Raw genomic sequence first — 17,403 nt, 5'->3', positions numbered from 1 at the left:
CCCATGCTCGCGCCGGGGCACGATGTCGGACTTCCGATAATCTGCCAAACGATGCAGGAAACCCGCCATCAACCGATCGCGCCGACCCGGGCGCGCTCACTGGCGCCGGGCGCCGCCATCGACGACCACCGCCATGACGACCACCAGATCGCCTACGCCGGACGGGGCGTGGTGGCCGTCACCACCGGCACGGGCACCTGGGTGGCGCCCGCCGACCGCGCGATCTGGATCCCGGCCGGGGCGGTCCACGCCCACCAGGCCCACGGCGAGCTCGAACTGCACCTGGTCGGCCTGCCCGCGACCGACAACCCGCTCGGGCTGGACGAGCCGGCGGTCCTCGTCCTCCACGCGGACCCCGCCGACGACCGGACCCTCGCCGAACTGGGCAGGGACGTCGGCGCGAGCGACCGCACCCTGTCCCGGCTCTTCCGGAGCGACCTCGGGATGACGTTCCCGCAGTGGCGGACCCAGCTGCGCCTCTACCACGCACTGATCCTGCTGGCCGGGAACGCGCCGGTGACCGCGGTGGCCCACCGGTGCGGCTGGTCGTCCGCCAGCACCTTCATCGACGTCTTCCGCCGGGCCTTCGGCCACACCCCGGGCACCCACCACCCCGCCTGAGCGGGCCGCCGGAAGGGTCAGTTCTTCAGGAAGTCCAGGAGGTCGGCGTTGAACCTCTCCTTGTCGCCCGGCACGAGCGCGATGCCGTGCGAGGACCCCTCGTACACCTTCAGGACGGAATTCGGAATGATCTTGGCGGCCTTGCGGGCCGTCGCGTCGATCGGCACGATCTGGTCGTCGTCGCCGTGCACGATCAGCGTCGGGATGTCGAACTTGCGTAGGTCCGCGTGGAAGTCGGTGCGGGCGAAGGCGTCCACGCACTTCACGCCGGCCTGGATGCTCTCGTGCATGCCCATGAACCAGAACGCGTCGCGGTTGCCCTGGGTGACCTTGTTGCCCGGACGGTTCGCGGAGAAGAACGCCTCGGAGGCGTCCTTCCAGTACTGCGAGCGTTCGCGCAGGATGCCCTTCTTGATGTCCTCGAACGCCTGCGCGGGAACGCCCTCGGGGTTGTCGTCGGTCTGGAGCATCAGCGGCGTGATCGCCGACAGCAGGACGGCCTTGCGGACCCGCCCGGTGCCGTGGCGCCCGATGTAGCGGGCCAGCTCGCCGCCGCCCATCGAGTGCGCGACCAGCGTGACGTCCCGCAGGTCGAGCTGGTTGATCAGGTCGTTGAGGTCGTCGGCGAAGGTGTCGAAGTCGTAGCCGTCGAACGGCTGGCTGGAGCGCCCGTGCCCCCGGCGGTCGTGGGCGATGCCGCGGTAGCCGTTGTCGGCCACCATCTTCATCTGGTCCTCCCACGCGTCGGCGTTGAGCGGCCAGCCGTGGATGAAGACCACGGTGTGCCCGCCGCCCCAGTCCTTGTAGAAGATCTCGTTGCCGTCGCGAGTGGTGACGAATCCCATGCTCGAACCCCCGTAGCGCTCCTGTGGACACGATGGTCGGGGCGACCGCGCCCCCGGCGACGGAACGGCCGTCCAGCAACCAGCCGCACCGATACCCCGACTACCGCCCGAAACGACCAATGACCAGTCGAAGTGTCTTTACCTGGTCTTCCAGCGGCAAAAAGCCCGAACCGCACAGATCTGGGACCACCAGTCGCTTCCAAGCCCAGCCTTGGGTCGAACGAACCGAACCCATGGATTGACGAGGGTCGATCTCAGCGCGCAGCCTGTCGGGAGGCCGGCGACGAGGGAGCGTCCGTGACGGCAGAACAGGACGACCGCGTGGACCGCGAGACCGATGCCGCCGAACTGCTGCGCGCCAAGCGCGCCGGCGTGATTCAGCACCCCGGCGGCACTCTGCTTGAGCACCTCCACCGCGTGCACGCTCTGCTGGACGTCTGGGGTGCGCGGCCCCCCGACGGAGTCTTCGCCGACCGCTTCACCGGCACGCCGTCCCACATCTCATCGGGGCAGCGCCAGGACTTCGCCGAACTCACCGTCGCCAACGAGCTGGACGTCGTGCATACAGCGGCCCTGAACGGATCCCAGGTCGCAGGTCTCCTGAACCTCTTCGTCACCTGGCGGCTCCTGCTGAGCACCCCCGCGTCCCACGCCGTCGAAGACGCCCGCCGGAGCATGCTCCCGACCGACGGCCATTCCCTTCCGGAAAATCGCTGACCACAACAGAATGGCACCATGCGCAGTTCGGACCGTTGGGCGTTCATCGTTCTGGGAATCGGCATCGCGGCGGTCCTGGGAGGCGTTCAGCTTTCGGCGATGCTGGACGACTCGCCTGATCCCCCGGCACCCCAGTCCGATTTCTGCCCGGCGCGAGCCGGTGGTGCGGCGCGATCCGACACCGACTACAAGGAGAGTGGCAGGCCCTATCGCGGCGACGGCCCGCACCCGGTCGAGTTCAACCTCCGCTATTCCAGGCCAGGGGAGGTCGACATCCCTGAGCAGTGGAAACCGGGCCGGGACGGCACTCCGCCCGGTCCGCAGCTGGTCGCCTGCGCCTATGACGGCTCGGGCCCGGCGAAGAAGACGGACACCTGCCAGTACTCCTACACCTGGAACGCTCAGGTCACCCCCAAGCACACGACGAAGGTCTCGCTTCTGCAGGCCGCCTACATCTACCAGCTGTACGAGGCCACGACCTCCAAGCCCGTCGGCCGGATCCAGGTGCCGGGCTCCGCATCGTGCCCGATGACCTACACGGCGGGCTCCGGTGAGGTCGTCTACCAGGAACCTGACGCCGAGAAGCTCCGGCGGGTCCTGCGGCCCTACGTCGAGCGCTCCCTCCCCTGAGCCCGCGCGGATGATCGACATTCGCCCGGCAGCGGACTCTCCCGACCGGGGCCCGGCTCGGGACCGGTGCACAACTGGGCGGACAGGGTGGAGTGGACCCACTCCTCCCAGTCGCCCGGCGTCCAGCCGCGGTCCTGGACGAAGAGCAGGTACAGCTGCGGGCTGAGCAGGCCGAACAGCAGGTCCGCGGCCATGGCGGCGGAGACGCCGGGGCGCGCGTCGGGCTTGGCGACCAGCGCTTCGGCCGCGGCGTGCTGCACCGTGTGGCGCGCGTCGGGGCCGTCGGGCCACTGCGCGGCGATCTGCGGATCGGTGGAGCCGGCGGCCTCGATCATCGGCATGATCGGGGCGACCCGGCCGAGGATCTCGCTCGTGCCGCGCACGTGCGCGCGCAGCTGGCCGGCCGCGGTGGGCGCGGCGCACGCGTCGCGGAACCACTCCCGGTCCAGGGTGGCGACCGGCTCGGCGTCCCCGGCGATGGACGTGTCCACGACGTCCTTGAACAGCGTGCGCTTGTTGCCGAAGACGAAGTACACCGTCTGGACGGCCACCCCCGCCCGGTCGGCGACCTCCTGAAGGCTCGTCGCCCCGTAGCCCTGCGCGACGAACAGCTCCCGCGCCGCCTCGATGACCTTCGCCCGGGTGCGCCGCGAGCGCTCGGCCCGCCTGTCCGGGCGCTTGACGGTGTCCATGGCGGGAGTATATCTCTAGAGTTCGTCACTAGAGTTCACCTCTAAAAACTTGGCGCTCGCGGACCGGCCCGTGGCCGCGCCCTCAGCGAAGGAGATGCGATGCACGCAGTCGTCAACGTCCAGCAGGCCGAAGCGTGGAACGGGTGGGAGGGGGCGGCCTGGGCCGACAACGCCCCGCGCTACGACGCGATGATGGGCGGTTTCAACCAGCCGCTCCTGGATCTCGCCGCGATCGGCGGCGACGAGACCGTCCTGGACATCGGATGCGGCACCGGGCAGCTCACCCTGCTGGCCGCGCGCCGGGCGGCGCGGGCGGTCGGCGTCGACATCTCCGAACCCATGGTGGTCCGCGCCCGCGCCGACGCCGCCGAGCAGGGCATCGCCAACGCGCGCTTCGACCAGGCCGACGCGGAGGCCCACCCGTTCGAGGAGGGGGGCTTCGACGTCGTCGTCAGCCGCGGCGGCGTCATGTTCTTCTCCGACCCCGCCGCCGCGTTCGCCAACATCGGCCGCGCTCTGCGGCCCGGCGGCCGGATGGTGTTCATCGTCCCGCAGGCCGGCGGCCCCGACAGCCGGTACGCGAAGGCCACCGCCGCTCTCGCGCCGCTGATGCGCCGCCCGTCGCCCGCGGCGCGCGGCATGGGCTCGCTGTCCGACCCCGACCGCATCCGCCAGGTACTGCACCAGGCGGGCTGGACGGACGTGAACACGAGTCCGGTCCAGGCGCCGATGGACTACGGCCGCGACACCGCCGACGCCGCGGACTTCATCCTCAGCCAGGGCCCGGTCCGCTACAACCTCCAAGACGTGGACCAGCCCACCGCCGCGCGCGTCCGCCAGGAACTCCGAGCGGCGCTCGCGGACTTCGAGACTCCCGAGGGCATCCACATCCGCGGCTCCGTATGGCTGGTGAGCGCCGTCCGCCCCTGACCCCGGGCTCTCCATCGTCGTGACCGAGGAGTCTCGCCCGGTCGTCCGCAGCCCCTGGCCTCCGGAGCGCCCGGCCAGGGGCCCGGCCCGTCCGGGGCGACGTCAGCCCTCCGGGTAGAAGAGGAACAGGGTGCAGCCGGTGGACGTCTGCGGCACGTGGGAAGAGCCCGCGGGGGCGTGGATGAACGAGCCGGCCGGGTAGTCCCGGTCACCGTCGTTGAAGGTTCCGGAGACCACGAAGACCTCCTCCGGGCCCGGGTCGTGGACGTCGACTCCTTCCCAGCAGGTGTCCGGGTCCATCTGCAGAACGAAGGCCTTCGCGCCGCCGTCCCCCTTCCACAGCGGCCGCAGGCGGATGCCCGGGAAGAGTTCGCGGACCGGGGCGTCCCGAACGGTGGACCACACATAGCCGGGCGTGCTCTGTTCCGTCGTCATGAGTCCAGCCTGGCGACCGGCGTCCCGCCCGGCCGAGTGTCAGAAAAGACATGTTGCGGTACTTTCATGCCATGCATCGCGTCGCGGCGCTCGTGCGCCCGCCGCAGTCGACCTTCGAGCTCGGCTGCGCGGCCCAGATGTTCGGCGTCGAGCGCGCCGGGCTTCCGGACCGCTACACCTTCGGCGTGTGCACGGAGCATCCCGGCCCCGTCGCGACGCCGGCCGGGTACGACATGCACGTGGCCGACGGGCTGGACGCGCTCGACGCCGCCGACACCGTGGTCGTCCCGGGTTGGCTCCCCGCCGGGGAGCCGCCCTCCCCCGCGGTCGTCCGGGCCCTGCGCCGCGCGCACTCCCGCGGCGCCCGGGTGGTCAGCATCTGCTCCGGCGCCTTCGCCCTCGCGCACGCCGGTCTCCTGGACGGGCGGAAGGCGACGACCCACTGGGGCCTGGCGAAGGAGTTCGCCGCTCGCTTCCCGCACGTCCAGGTCGATCCGGACGTGCTGTACGTGGACCACGGAGACGTCGCCACCAGCGCCGGAGCCGGAGCCGGCATCGACCTGTGCATGCATCTGATCCGCGCCGACCAGGGCGCCCGGTACGCCGCCCACGTCGCACGGACCATGGTCATGCCGCCCCACCGCGAGGGCGGCCAGTTGCAGTACTCGGCCCCGCCGCACCCGGCGCAGATCGACGGCACGCTGGCGCCCCTGCTGGACTGGATCGCCGGGAGGCTCGGCGATCCGGTGACCGTCGAGGGCATGGCCGCGCACGCGGGCGTCTCCACGCGCACCCTCGCCCGCCGGTTCGCCGAGCAGCTCGGCACCAGCCCGGGGCAGTGGCTGCTCACCCGGCGCGTCGCCGCGGCCCAGGATCTCCTGGAGTCCTCCGACCTCCCCCTGGACGCCATCGCCAGGCGCACCGGACTCTCCTCGACCACCAACCTCCGCAGACGCTTCCTCAACACCCTGGGGACGACTCCGGGCGCCTACCGCCGCACCTTCCGCGCCCAGCCCCGGGAGCGCGTCCCGCCTTCGAGGTGAAGCCGCTCCTGCGTCTCAGCCGGATTCCGCGTCCGCGCTCGCCGAGTGGCCGGTCAAGACGCGTGCCAGCAGGTCACGAAGGTGCTTCTGGTCGGGGCCGGGTAGTTCGAAGATGGTCCGGGCCAGCGCGTGGACGCTGGAGCGCAACTCCCGTCGCTTGTGCTCGCCGGCTTCGGTGAGCACCACGTGCTTGACGCGGCGGTCGCCCGGGGTGGGCCGGCGGATCACCAGGCCGCGGCGTTCCAGGCCGTCGACGATGCCGGTGACGTTCGAGGGCTCGCATGACAGCCAGTCGGCGAGCTGACGCATCGGGGCGGGGCCGGACAGGTTGGTCAGGACGAGCGCCTGGGCCGGGGGAAGGCCGAGTTCCGCCGCGGCGGCGTTGAACTGGGCCCGCAGCCGCCCGGTGACCTCGAAGACCAGAGCGCTCAACTCGACCACGACCGCATCCGCATCCGCGTCGGCACCGGCCCCGACACCGGTCACGGCGTCGCCACCTGCGTCGGTGTCGGTCCTGGCGTCGAGGCTCATACGGCCAGCATAGCCGTCACTTCAGCCACTTGATTGTTTAGCTCCTGAAGCAAATGCTACGCTCCCCGGCGAGGAAGAAACTTCAGGAAATGAACTATCAAGCAGCTGAAGGAGATGTTGCGATGACGCACGTGAGCAGGAGCGGGCGCGCCCGCCTCGGAAGTCCACGAGGCGCGCGGGCGCTCGCCGTGGCCGGTGCGGTCGCGGCCGCGCTGGCGGTCTGGGCGGTCGGGGAGCCTCTGCTGGGCCATGATCTGGTCGTCCGGCAGGAGGGACAGGAGCCGCGGGATCTGGGGGCGTCCGCCATCGGCGCCTTCGCGCTGGTCCCGTCGCTGCTCGGCTGGGCGCTGCTCGCCGCGCTGGAGCGGGTGACGCCGCTGGCGGCCCGGATCTGGACGGCCGCCGCCCTGATCCTGCTCGCGCTTTCCTTTCTGCCCATCATCGGCGTGCAGTCCTCCGGCGGGAGCAAGGCCGTCCTGGCCCTCACCCACGTGGCCGTCGGAGCCGTTCTCATCCCCGTCTTCCGGCGGACGGCCACGTCCCGCCGCGCCGGGACCGGGAGCGGGAGATGACGTCGTCCGGCGAGGAGGTCCACGACAGTCCGACCCCCTGGGTCGCCGACCACATCCGCGCCTACCTCGGATCCGACGGCGCCCAGGGCCACCTGTACCAGGAGTGGCCGACGCTGCTGCTCACGACGCGAGGCCGGCGGTCCGGGAGGCTGCGCCGCACCGCGCTGATCTACGGCCGGGACGCGGACCGCTACCTGCTGGTGGCCTCGAACGCCGGAGCCGTCCGGTCTCCCGCCTGGTATCTCAACCTCAGCGCGGACCCGCACGTGACCGTGCAGCTCGGAGCCGACACCTTCACCGCGCGGGCACGCACCGCCACCCCGCAGGAGAAACCGGCGCTCTGGGCTCGGATGGCCTCGCTCTTCCCCCTCTACGACAGCTATCAGGCCACCACGGACCGCGACATCCCGGTAGTGATCCTGAACCCCGTCACGACCTGACGCCGTCCCGCCTGCGGTGGTCCACCGCAGGCGGGATCACCGGCCATCCGCCCGTCCCCCCTACACGATCTAGGCGTCGTCGGACTGGGGGAGGCTCGCCTTGGCCGTCTCGTAGTCGCCGGTCGGGGCCTTGTCGTCCAGGCCGTAGACGAGATGGACCACACCGGTCGCGAAGGTCGTGGACGAGAGGAGCTTCAGCGGCAGCGGCGCGTCGGCCTCCTCGAACAGCCGCATCCCCTTGCGCACGGCGATCGGGTGGACCAGCAGGTGCAGCTCGTCGAGGAGGCCCGCCTCCAGGAGCCGGCGGACGACCGAGACCGAACCGCTCATCGCGATGTCCGAGGTGGACGGCTCCTTCTTCAGCGCGGTCACGGCTTCGACGAGATCGCCCTGGAGCAGCTCGGAGTTGCGCCAGGTGAAGTCGAGGTCCTGGCCGGACACCACGATCTTGCGGGCGTCTCCGAGCTTCCTGGCGAAGTCGGCGTCCTCGCCGCCGGCCTTCTCCCGGTCCGGCCACGCCCCCGCGAAGCTGTCGTAGGTCCTGCGGCCGAGCAGGAGGGTGTCGGCCGACCCCATCTGGGCGTCGACGGCCTGGCCCATCTCCTCGTTGAAGTACGGGAAGTGCCAGTCCTGCGGGTCTTCGACGACCCCGTCGAGCGAGATGAACAATCCTGCAGTGATCTTCCGCATGTCAGGACTCCTTGAACGGCGTGACGACCATGATGCTCACCAGGTTCGACCGGCGCCACCGCCGAAACTCATCGGAACCGGCCGCCACGCGCGGGCCCTCGCCGCCCGCCGCACCCGCGCCACCGGCGCCCGCCCGTGATGTCCGCACGGCTCGGATGACCGGCCGGGCGGCGGGCCGGCGGTGCGGGGTCAGAGCTTCTCGATGGTGGCGAAGCGGAGGACCAGGGTGCGGACGCCGTAGTCGCCGCCGAAGTCCACGCTGGCCTTCTCGCCCCTGTCGTAGACGGAGACGACGGTGCCCAGCCCGAACGCGTCGTGGGTGACCTTGTCGCCCGGGGAGAGGGACGGGACGGGACGGTTGCCCGGTGAGCGGGTGCCCGGGCGCTGCGCCATCCGCGACATGGCGGAACCGGACGTGGAGGACGCCTCGCGCTCCCATTCGACGAGGGTTCCCGGGACCTCGCCGAGGAAGCGGGACGGCGGGTTGACCTGGGGGGCGCCCCACGAGCTGCGCATCGTGGCCCGGGAGACGTAGAGGCGCTGCCGGGCGCGCGTGATGCCGACGTAGGCGAGGCGGCGCTCCTCTTCCAGCTCCTTGGGGTTGCTCATGGCGCGCAGGTGCGGGAAGACGCCGTCCTCCATGCCGGTGAGGAAGACGACCGGGAATTCGAGGCCCTTCGCGGTGTGCAGCGTCATCAGGGTGACGACGCCGTGCTCGCTCTCCTCGGGCTGCTCTCCCGGCGGGACGGGCCCGCCCTTCGCTCCCCCGGGGATGGAGTCGGCGTCGGCGACCAGGGCGACCTGCTCCAGGAACTCGGGCAGGCGGCCCGCGGCGGACTCGCCGTCGAGGCGCTCCTCGAACTCGCGGGCGACGGCTTCGAGCTCCTGGAGGTTCTCGACGCGGGTCTCGTCCTGGGGGTCCTTGGACGCCTGGAGCTCGGCGATGTAGCCGCTGGCCTTCAGCACCTCGGCGATGAGGTCGGCGGGGGCGAGCGTCTCGGCGGCGGCGCGCAGCTCGTCGAGCAGGGCGACGAAGTCGCGGACGGCGTTGAGCGAGCGGGTCGCCATGCCGGGGACGTCCTCGGGCGTGCGGAGGGCCTGCCAGAACGAGATGCGCTCGCGGGACGCGTACGCCTCGACGCAGGCCTCGGCCCGGTCGCCGATGCCGCGCTTGGGGACGTTCAGGATGCGGCGCAGGGAGACGGTGTCCTCGGGGTTGGCGAGGCAGCGCAGGTAGGCGAGCGCGTCGCGGATCTCCTTGCGCTCGTAGAAGCGGACGCCGCCGACGACCTTGTACGGCAGCCCGACCCGGATGAAGACCTCTTCGAAGACACGGGACTGCGCGTTGGTGCGGTAGAAGATGGCGACGTCGCCGGGACGGGCCTCGCCGTCGTCGGTGAGCCGGTCGACCTCGCGGGCGACGAACGCGGCCTCGTCGTGCTCGTTGTCGGCCACATAGCCAATGATCTTGTGGCCCTCGCCCTGGTCGGACCAGAGCTTCTTGGGCTTGCGGTCGGCGTTGCGCTCGATGACGGCGTTGGCGGCGGACAGGATCGTCTGCGTGGAGCGGTAGTTCTGCTCCAGCATGATCGTGGTCGCGTCGGTGTAGTCGCGCTCGAACTCGAGGATGTTGCGGATGGTCGCGCCGCGGAACGCGTAGATCGACTGGTCGGCGTCGCCGACCACGCAGAGTTCGGCGGCCCCGACGCCCTCCACGGGCGCGGTCAGCTCGCGGACGAGTTCGTACTGCGCGTGGTTGGTGTCCTGGTACTCGTCGACCAGGACGTGCCGGAAGCGGCGCCGGTAGTGCTCGGCGGCCTCCGGGAACACCTGCAGCAGGTTGACCGTCATCATGATCAGGTCGTCGAAGTCCATGGCGCCGGCCTGCTGGAGCCGCGCCTGGTACATCTCGTACGCCTCGGCGAGCGTCTGCTCCATGTGCGTGGACGCCCGCGCCTTGAACGTCTCGTAGTCGATCAGCTCGTTCTTCAGGTTGGAGACCTGGGCGCTGAACGACTTCGGCGGGTAGCGCTTGGGGTCGAGGTCGAGCTCGCGGCAGACGAGCGCCATCAGCCGGTTCGCGTCGGCCTGGTCGTAGATCGAGAAGCTCGTGGGGAAGCCGAGGCGCCTGGCCTCGCGGCGCAGGATCCGGACGCACGCGGAGTGGAACGTCATCACCCACATCGCCCGCGAGCGCGGCCCGACGAGGGCGTCCACCCGCTCCTTCATCTCGGCGGCCGCCTTGTTGGTGAAGGTGATCGCGAGGATCTGGCCGGGGTGCACCTCCCGCTCGCCGAGCAGGTGGGCGATGCGGTGGGTGAGCACCCGGGTCTTGCCCGAGCCTGCGCCGGCGACGATCAGCAGGGGGCTGCCGGAGTGCACGACGGCGGCGCGCTGCTGCGGGTTGAGGCCGTCAAGCAAGGGGTGAGCTTCGGTCTTCGACATCACGTGCGAGTCTACGGCGCCGCGCGGACGTTTTCGGCTGCTCCGCCGAGCCGGGGTGTCCCGCCCCGGCTGCATGTGGACAGATGGCGCGCCTTTTGAACACGGTGGGTTGACTCGATCTCACGTTCCGGCCGACGTTGGAGATGGAGCGGACACCGGTCGGGCCCCCGGCCCGGCCCAACTCGGAATGCAGGGCCCCGTACTGCATCCCCGCATGTCCGCGCACAGCGGCGCAGCGTCAACAGGGGCTCACGCACTGTCATAGGGGAGGTGGCTTGGATGACCCACCAGCAGGAACTCCAGACCCAGCTCGACGCCGAGATCGTGGTACCCGCGCAGTGGCCGGGACGTGCTTCCCAGGCGGCGCCGCTTCCGCGGGCCGTCCCGCGGCCGGTGCCGGTACCGGTGCCGGTGCAGCCCGGCCACAGGTTCCTGATCTACAAGCAGGATCCGTCGGTCGCCGACCTCGGCGCGCGCCTGACCTATATCCCGACCGTGGTGCTGAACGGCCCCATGGACGTGCGCGTCCAGACCGATCTGCAGGGCGTCACCCCGGTCGCGCGCAACATCAACGGCGACTTCGTGTTCACCCCGGGAACCCCGCAGTTCGACTGCGCGCACACGTTCGCCGTCGTCCGGGAGACGATGGCCATGTACGAGCGGCACAACGGCGGGGTCCCGATCCCGTTCGCGTGGAACGTGGGGGGCGACACCGAGCGCATCACCGTGTTCCCGCACGCCGCCGAGGGCGCCAACGCGTTCTACACGCGGACCGCCAAGGCGTTGAAGTTCCTGTTCTTCACGCCGAAGGGGCAGCCCCCGTCGAACGTGCTGTTCACGTGCCAGTCGCTCGACATCGTCGCGCACGAGACGGGCCACGCGATCCTGGACGGCCTCAAGCCCGGCTGGCTGTCGGCGGACGCCCCGCCGCAGACCGGCGGCCTGCACGAGTCGTTCGGCGACATCACGGCGATCTTCCTGGCGCTGGCGCAGCCGGACCAGGCGGAGGCGCTCGTCGCGCTCACCAAGGCGAACCTGCACGACAGGTCGTTCCTGGCGGAGCTGGCCGAGCAGTTCGGCAAGGCGCTCGGCATGCCGTCCGGGCTCCGCAACGCCGACAACGACCTCAAGCTCAGCGAGGTCGGCAACGAGGTGCACGCGATCTCGCAGGTGTTCACCGGCGCGATCTACGACATCCTCGCCGACCTCTACACCTTCGAGCTGAGCCGGCAGCAGCGCACGAAGGACGCGACGATCGTGCTGATCGAGACGGCGTCCGCGCTGTGCAAGCTCGTGTTCGACGCGATCGTCGCGTCCCCCGCGACCGGCGCCCGGTACGTGGACGTGGCGAACAAGATGCTGCAGGCCTCGGCGAACCGCGGCGACCCGGCCGTCTACCGGACGTCCATCCGCAACCGGTTCGCCGTCCGCGAGGTCACGACGGCGGCGACGCCGCTGCGCGATCTGATGAGCGGGCGGATGGCGATGACCGAGGCCGCCTACACCGGGGACGGCCAGGACGTCACCGAGGTGGAGGCGCACGACGAGAACTCGGCGAGCCTGCTGGCCGCCCAGGACAGGTCGCGCTGCTGCGGGACGATGCAGATGCCCGAGTACCAGCTCGTCCCCGCGGAGAAGCTCGCCCAGGGCGGCTCGCTGGACGACGACGACATCCTCCGCGGCCAGCTGGACGAGCTGCGCAGCACGTTCGGTTAGACATCCCGTTCCGGAGGTGGCGGCCCGCGGTGAGCGGGTAGCGAGCAAGGGCAGGCGAGTCGACGGGGAGGTGCGCGGCATGCGCGTGACGATCGAGAGCACCGGCGGTTTCAGCGGCCACAGCACGGTCGTCGCGCAGTACGACACCGCGGCCCTCCCCGCCGGCCAGGCCGGCCGCGTCCGCGAGGCGGTGGACGCGCTGGCCGCGGCGCACGCCCGCGGCGAGCCGGGCGAGATCGGCGCGGACCTGCCCGCGTACCGGATCACGGTGTCCGGGGACGGGGCGGAGGAGTTCGGGGCGGCCGGGGAGGCGCGCGTCTACGAGGTCCGGGGCGACCCGACCGCGGGGGTCGCCTCCGTCCTCGGCGTCCTCCTCGAAGGCCCCGACGCCACCCCCTGAACCCGGGCGCGGGGGTCAGCTCGTCTTGCGGTGGTCGCGGGCGGATTCGGCCGCGGCGTGGACGGCGGCGAGGTCGGCGCCGGTCGCGGCCATGGACGCGGCGGCGACCGCGCCCTCGACCAGCGGGGCGTCCGCGAGCAGCACGTCGTCGCCTTCGGCGTCCTCGATGAGCATCTTGGCGGTCAGCACCGAGCTGCCGAGGTCGGCGAGCAGCACGACGCCGTCGCCGCCGCCGGCCGCGGCGACGGCCTGCTCGACGAGGTCGATGCTCGTCCCGAGGCGCCCCTCGGAGTCGCCGCCGGCGGGTTCGACGACGGCCTTGCCGACGCCCATGGCGCGGGCGACCTCGGCGACGCCTTCGGCGAGCGTCCGGCTGTGGGAGATGATGACGATCCCGACCATGTCAGCCCTCCCCGGCGGATTCCGCGACATCGGCCAGGGCTTCGAGTACCAGGGCCGTTGACGAGGCGCCGGGGTCCATGTGCCCTTCGCTGCGTTCGCCCAGGTAGCTCGCCCTGCCCTTGCGCGCCCGCATCGGGACGGTGCCGTCGGCGCCCTTCGCGGCGGCCTCGGCGGCGGCCCGCGCGCATCCGGCGAGGCCGGTGCCGTCGGCCAGGGCCGCCTCGTACGCCGCGACGGCCGGGGCCAGCGCGTCGACCATCGTCTTGTCGCCCTCCACGGCCTTACCGAGGTCCTGGACGCCCTCAAGGGCGGCCCGGAGCGCGGCGCCGAGCGCGGCGGCGTCCACGTCGGCGGCGTCGCCGAACGCCTTGCCCGCCCGTCGCAGCGCCGTCCCGTAGAGGGGGCCGGACGCGCCGCCGGTCTTCGACACGACGGCCCGCCCGGCCGCGATCAGCACCTTGCCCGGCGGGGCGTCCCCGGGCAGCGCCTCCACGGCGGCGCGGAAGCCGCGGTCGAGGTTGAGTCCGTGGTCGCCGTCGCCGATCGCCGCGTCCAGCCGGGTCAGCCGCTCGGCGGCGGCGGACACCCGCTCGGCCGTCCGCCTGATCCAGCCGGCGAAGTCCCCCGCGTCCATCGAGCCCCCGGTCACCGGCCCCACCGCAGCCCCGGGGTCTCGACGGGCGCGTCCCACAGGCGGGTCAGCTCGGGCGTCACCCGGCACACGCTGATCATGCAGCCCGCCATCTCCAGGCTGGTCACGTACGGCCCGACCAGGCTGCGGACGACGGTCGCGCCGTGCCCCTCCAGCCACTGCGCCGCGGCCGCGTAGGCGACGTACTGCTCGATCAGCGGCGTGCCGCCCATCCCGTTGACCAGCACGAGCACCTCGGAACCCGACAGCGGCATGTCCGCGTCGATCGCGCCGAGCGCGGCGTCCACGATCTGCGCGGCGGTGCCGACGCCGACGCGTTCGCGGCCGGGCTCGCCGTGGATGCCGATGCCGAGCTCCATCTCGTCCTCGCCCAGCTCGAACGTCGGCGCGCCCGCGGCCGGGACCGTGCAGGACGACAGCGCCACGCCGAACGACCTGCTGCGCTCGTTCACCTCCCGGGCCGCCGCCGCCACGTCCGCGAGGGCCGCGCCCTCCTCGGCGAGCGCCCCGGCGATCTTCTCCGCGAACAGCGTGGCGCCGGTGCCGCGCCGCCCGGCGGTGAACGTGCTGTCCTCCACCGCGACGTCGTCGTCGACGATGACGGACACGACCTCGATGTCCTCGTCCTCGGCGAGTTCGGCGGCCATCTGGAAGTTCATGACGTCGCCGGTGTAGTTCTTCACCAGGTGGAGCACGCCGGCGCCGCCGTCCACCGCCATCGTCGCGGCGATGATCTGGTCGGGGACGGGGGAGGTGAACACCTCCCCGCAGCAGGCCGCGTCCAGCATCCCGTGTCCGACGAATCCGGCGTGGAGCGGCTCGTGACCGGATCCGCCGCCCGAGACCAGGGCGACCTTCCCGGTGCGCGGGGCGTCCCCCCGGATGACGGTCCCGTTCCGCGGGTCGACGTTCAGCGACGGGTGCGCGGCGGCCAGCCCGCGCAGTGCGTCCGACACCACGTCCGCCGGGGCGTTGATGAGTTTGCGCATGTCTCAGCTCTACCCCGGCGCGGGGCCCCGTCCCAGGCCCAATCGCCGATCATGTGGTTTCCGCGGGTCGCCCGCACCGCGTAGGTTGCCCCCGTGACGAAGGCACCGAAGATCCTCTACGACTGCGACACCGGCATCGACGACGCGATCACCCTGCTCTACCTGGCCTCGCTGGTCCGTGCGGGGAAGGCGGAACTGGCGGCGGTCGGGACGGTGCACGGCAACATCGACCCGATGACCGGCGCGCTGAACACGCTGCGCGTCCTGGAGGCCGCGGGCCTCCCCGCGGGCGGGCGGGGGCCGGACGGACCGGTGCCGGTCGCGGTCGGCGCCGCCCGGCCGATGGCGCAGAAGGTCCACTACGCGCTGGACTGGCACGGCGCCGACGGTCTCGGCGACACGCGCCTCCCCGAGCCCGCGGGGCGCCCGGCCGCCGAGCCCGCCGCCGCGCAGATCGTCCGGCTGGCCCGCGCGATGCCCGGCGAGCTGACCCTGCTCGCGACCGGGCCGCTGACCAACCTGGGCTCGGCGCTGCTGCTGGACGGCGAGCTGCCGTCGCTGATCCGCGAGGTCGTGGTGATGGGCGGCGCGTTCGACCACCCCGGCAACATCACCACGCACGCCGAGGCGAACATCTGGCACGACCCCGAGGCCGCCGACCTGGTGTTCGCGGCGGACTGGCCGATCGTCCTGGTGCCGCTGGACGCCACGCACCCGACCGCCGTCCACGACGACTGGCTGGACCGGCTCGCCGCGCACGACACCCCGGTCGCCCGGTTCGCCGCGAGAATCCTGGAGTTCTACACGGACGCCTACACGCCCACCCTGAAGCGCCGGGGCGCGGTCATCCACGACGCCCTCGCGGCGATGCTGGTCGTCGACCCGGAGCTCGGCGAGTACGCCCGGCGCCCGGTGCGGGTGGAGCTGCGGGGCGAGCTGACGCGGGGCACGACCGTCTGGGACGCCCGATCGCTGCCCGCCGAGGACACCCGCCGTCCGGTGAAGGTGGCCGTGGGCAGCGACGTGGCGGAGTTCCAGGAGCGCCTGCTGTCGGCCCTCCTCACCCTCTGAGCAGGGCGCACGCCGCCCCGGCCTTACCGGTGCGGGCGGGGCGGCCGTCCGGCGCACCCGTAACGTTCACTGAAAGCGCGACATCCGGGTATGCCGGAACCGTTGGCCGACCTTATTGTTGAAGATGTGACCAACGTTCTGGACGACAGCGAGCTGCAGCGGATCCTCGCCGTGATGGCGCATCCCGACGACGTCGACTTCGGCGCCGCCGGGACGGTGGCGGGCTGGACGGACAGCGGCATCGAGGTCGTCTACCTCATGGTCACCGACGGCGACGCGGGCGGCTTCGACGACGCCGTCACCCGCGAGGAGATGGCCGCGCTGCGCCGCGAGGAGCAGCGCGCGGCGGCCAAGTGCGCCGGGGTGAGCGACGTCCGGTTCCTCGGCTACCCGGACGGGCGGGTCGAGACGAGCTTCGGCCTGCGCCGCGACATCGCCCGCGTGATCCGGCAGGTGCGCCCGGACCGGGTGCTGATGCCGAGCGCCGAGCGCAACTACGAGCGGATCTACCCGAGCCACCCCGACCACCGGGCGGTCGGGGCGGCCGCGCTCGACGCCGTCTACCCCGACGCCCGCAACCCCTACGCGTTCCCGCAACTGCTCGCCGACGAGGGCCTGGAGGCGTGGGCGGCGCGGGAGGTGTGGACGTCCGGCGGACCGTTGGTCAACCACTACGTCGACATCACCGACCAGTTCGACCGGAAGGTGAGCGCGCTGCGGGCCCACGCCAGCCAGACCGGGCACATGGGGGACGGCCTGCCGGAGATGCTCCGCGGCTGGCTCGGGAGCAACGCCGCCGCCGCGGGACTGCCCGAGGGGCGCCTCGCCGAGTCGTTCCAGGTCATCGACACCGCCTGACGCTCCGCGCGGCCGGCTTCCGGAAACGCGCCCCGCGAAGGCTCATCGATGCGGTCACGCCGCCCAAGTATCGGTCACTCAGCAAATACACTCTCTTACAAGCCGTAATCAGCCTCCGAGCGGGCATGTACCTCATGTGACAGAACTCGGGGGGTCGTCATGCCGCGTGAGATCGAGGCCACCGCCACATCCGCCGCCGCGCCTGAGGTGATCTTCAAGCACCTGTGCGTGCCGGAGGCGTGGGACGAGTGGAGCGGTTTCTGGACCAGGGTGCGGCGGGAGTCCGCCGGTCAGGAGCACCCGAACGGGCTCGGGGCCACCCGGTACGTCCGGTCGTGGCGCGAGGAGGTCGTGGCCTGGGATCCGCCACGCCACTACGGATACGTCGCGCTCGCCGGCCGTCCGGAGCGGCGCCTGCGCGCGGACATCACGCTGGAGCCGCACTTCGCGGGCACGCTGATCCGGTGGCGCGGCGAGGTGGACGGCTTCCCGGGCACCGGACCGCTCACGAGCGCCGTCCTGCGCCGCCGCCTCGACGCCTACGCGCGCCGGGTGGCGCGGCACTCCGAGCGCTGCGAACCGGGCTGCCCCGCCCGCCTGCCGGGCGCCCTCTGAGCGAGGGCCGCGCGCGACCGCCGGATGCACGCCCACGGAGGTGTGCCCGGTAGGTCGTGCACGGCCGCCGGCCCACGCGCCGCCGCCAGGTCTTGCACGGCAGGAGGCA

21 protein-coding genes are annotated in these 17,403 nt (G+C 71.9%); 12 read left to right on the top strand and 9 right to left on the bottom strand.

Going from position 1 to position 17,403, the window contains the following annotated elements; translation table 11 throughout:
* The first annotated feature begins 51 nt into the window (after positions 1-51).
* Positions 52-621, top strand: coding sequence for a helix-turn-helix transcriptional regulator (locus tag ACQEU6_RS34680; RefSeq protein WP_499337620.1), 570 nt, complete (start codon positions 52-54; stop codon positions 619-621).
* A gap of 17 nt (positions 622-638) precedes the next feature.
* On the opposite strand, the gene ACQEU6_RS34675 is transcribed toward ACQEU6_RS34680, so the two are convergent.
* Entirely contained in the window at positions 639-1,466 is an 828-nt protein-coding gene (locus ACQEU6_RS34675) for an alpha/beta fold hydrolase (RefSeq protein ID WP_499337619.1), read from the bottom strand.
* 297 nt (positions 1,467-1,763) lie between these two features.
* Between ACQEU6_RS34675 and ACQEU6_RS34670 the strand changes: the two genes are divergently transcribed.
* Positions 1,764-2,183 carry a DUF6817 domain-containing protein gene (locus ACQEU6_RS34670; RefSeq protein ID WP_499337618.1) on the top strand — a complete coding sequence of 140 codons (420 nt, stop codon included), beginning with the start codon at positions 1,764-1,766 and terminating at the stop codon, positions 2,181-2,183.
* A gap of 18 nt (positions 2,184-2,201) precedes the next feature.
* On the top strand, positions 2,202-2,813 hold the full coding sequence (locus ACQEU6_RS34665) for a hypothetical protein (RefSeq protein WP_499337616.1): 612 nt from the start codon (positions 2,202-2,204) through the stop codon (positions 2,811-2,813).
* On the opposite strand, the gene ACQEU6_RS34660 is transcribed toward ACQEU6_RS34665, so the two are convergent.
* Entirely contained in the window at positions 2,789-3,505 is a 717-nt protein-coding gene (locus ACQEU6_RS34660) for a TetR/AcrR family transcriptional regulator (RefSeq protein WP_499337615.1), read from the bottom strand. The genes ACQEU6_RS34665 and ACQEU6_RS34660 overlap by 25 nt on opposite strands.
* Positions 3,506-3,604: 99 nt before the next feature.
* On the opposite strand from ACQEU6_RS34660, the gene ACQEU6_RS34655 reads away from it, so the two are divergent.
* Positions 3,605-4,435: a class I SAM-dependent methyltransferase gene (locus ACQEU6_RS34655; RefSeq protein ID WP_499337614.1), complete on the top strand. Its 831-nt coding sequence runs from the start codon at positions 3,605-3,607 to the stop codon at positions 4,433-4,435.
* Between the two features lie 102 nt (positions 4,436-4,537).
* Here the strand turns inward: ACQEU6_RS34655 and ACQEU6_RS34650 are convergent, their stop codons facing one another.
* Entirely contained in the window at positions 4,538-4,870 is a 333-nt protein-coding gene (locus ACQEU6_RS34650; protein ID WP_499337612.1) for a cupin domain-containing protein, read from the bottom strand.
* 71 nt (positions 4,871-4,941) lie between these two features.
* On the opposite strand from ACQEU6_RS34650, the gene ACQEU6_RS34645 reads away from it, so the two are divergent.
* Positions 4,942-5,913, top strand: a complete 972-nt coding sequence (locus ACQEU6_RS34645; protein ID WP_499337610.1) for a GlxA family transcriptional regulator — start codon at positions 4,942-4,944, stop codon at positions 5,911-5,913.
* A gap of 15 nt (positions 5,914-5,928) precedes the next feature.
* Here ACQEU6_RS34645 and ACQEU6_RS34640 read toward each other — a convergent pair whose 3' ends face one another.
* Complete coding sequence (locus ACQEU6_RS34640) at positions 5,929-6,444, bottom strand: MarR family winged helix-turn-helix transcriptional regulator (protein WP_499337608.1); 516 nt, start codon at positions 6,442-6,444, stop codon at positions 5,929-5,931.
* 122 nt (positions 6,445-6,566) lie between these two features.
* Here ACQEU6_RS34640 and ACQEU6_RS34635 point away from each other — a divergent pair, with 122 nt between their 5' ends.
* Entirely contained in the window at positions 6,567-7,016 is a 450-nt protein-coding gene (locus ACQEU6_RS34635) for a DUF6069 family protein (RefSeq protein ID WP_499337606.1), read from the top strand.
* On the top strand, positions 7,013-7,456 hold the full coding sequence (locus ACQEU6_RS34630) for a nitroreductase family deazaflavin-dependent oxidoreductase (protein WP_499337604.1): 444 nt from the start codon (positions 7,013-7,015) through the stop codon (positions 7,454-7,456). Before ACQEU6_RS34635 ends, ACQEU6_RS34630 begins: the two co-directional genes overlap by 4 nt.
* A 69-nt stretch (positions 7,457-7,525) precedes the next feature.
* Here the strand turns inward: ACQEU6_RS34630 and ACQEU6_RS34625 are convergent, their stop codons facing one another.
* Both ACQEU6_RS34625 and pcrA read right to left on the bottom strand, forming a co-directional pair.
* Positions 7,526-8,146: a dihydrofolate reductase family protein gene (locus ACQEU6_RS34625; protein WP_499337602.1), complete on the bottom strand. Its 621-nt coding sequence runs from the start codon at positions 8,144-8,146 to the stop codon at positions 7,526-7,528.
* Between the two features lie 189 nt (positions 8,147-8,335).
* Positions 8,336-10,591 (bottom strand): DNA helicase PcrA, encoded by a 2,256-nt coding sequence (gene pcrA / locus ACQEU6_RS34620; protein ID WP_499337600.1) that lies wholly within the window; start codon positions 10,589-10,591, stop codon positions 8,336-8,338.
* Between the two features lie 279 nt (positions 10,592-10,870).
* Between pcrA and ACQEU6_RS34615 the strand changes: the two genes are divergently transcribed.
* Both ACQEU6_RS34615 and ACQEU6_RS34610 read left to right on the top strand, forming a co-directional pair.
* A complete protein-coding gene (locus tag ACQEU6_RS34615) occupies positions 10,871-12,307 on the top strand; it encodes a hypothetical protein (RefSeq protein WP_499337598.1) in 1,437 nt (478 codons plus the stop codon).
* Between the two features lie 79 nt (positions 12,308-12,386).
* Positions 12,387-12,707, top strand: coding sequence for a protealysin inhibitor emfourin (locus ACQEU6_RS34610; protein ID WP_499337597.1), 321 nt, complete (start codon positions 12,387-12,389; stop codon positions 12,705-12,707).
* A gap of 15 nt (positions 12,708-12,722) precedes the next feature.
* Here the strand turns inward: ACQEU6_RS34610 and dhaM are convergent, their stop codons facing one another.
* The 3 genes from dhaM to dhaK are packed head-to-tail and all read right to left on the bottom strand — an operon-like array spanning position 12,723 to position 14,750.
* On the bottom strand, positions 12,723-13,109 hold the full coding sequence (gene dhaM / locus ACQEU6_RS34605; protein ID WP_499337595.1) for a dihydroxyacetone kinase phosphoryl donor subunit DhaM: 387 nt from the start codon (positions 13,107-13,109) through the stop codon (positions 12,723-12,725).
* Position 13,110: 1 nt separating this feature from the next.
* Complete coding sequence (gene dhaL, locus ACQEU6_RS34600; protein ID WP_499337594.1) at positions 13,111-13,758, bottom strand: dihydroxyacetone kinase subunit DhaL; 648 nt, start codon at positions 13,756-13,758, stop codon at positions 13,111-13,113.
* On the bottom strand, positions 13,755-14,750 hold the full coding sequence (gene dhaK / locus ACQEU6_RS34595) for a dihydroxyacetone kinase subunit DhaK (protein ID WP_499337592.1): 996 nt from the start codon (positions 14,748-14,750) through the stop codon (positions 13,755-13,757). Before dhaK ends, dhaL begins: the two co-directional genes overlap by 4 nt.
* A gap of 93 nt (positions 14,751-14,843) precedes the next feature.
* Between dhaK and ACQEU6_RS34590 the strand changes: the two genes are divergently transcribed.
* The 3 genes from ACQEU6_RS34590 (at position 14,844) to ACQEU6_RS34580 (ending at position 17,294) form a co-directional block, all read left to right on the top strand.
* Positions 14,844-15,821, top strand: coding sequence for a nucleoside hydrolase (locus tag ACQEU6_RS34590; protein ID WP_499337590.1), 978 nt, complete (start codon positions 14,844-14,846; stop codon positions 15,819-15,821).
* Between the two features lie 174 nt (positions 15,822-15,995).
* Complete coding sequence (locus ACQEU6_RS34585) at positions 15,996-16,679, top strand: PIG-L deacetylase family protein (RefSeq protein WP_499340438.1); 684 nt, start codon at positions 15,996-15,998, stop codon at positions 16,677-16,679.
* Between the two features lie 159 nt (positions 16,680-16,838).
* On the top strand, positions 16,839-17,294 hold the full coding sequence (locus tag ACQEU6_RS34580) for an SRPBCC family protein (RefSeq protein WP_499337588.1): 456 nt from the start codon (positions 16,839-16,841) through the stop codon (positions 17,292-17,294).
* Positions 17,295-17,403 lie beyond the last annotated feature (109 nt).

The organism is Spirillospora sp. CA-108201 (assembly GCF_050936235.1).
Lineage (GTDB): Bacteria > Actinomycetota > Actinomycetes > Streptosporangiales > Streptosporangiaceae > Spirillospora.
Note: the sequence above shows the minus strand (reverse complement) of the source record. Positions and strands in the feature narration are given on the sequence as shown.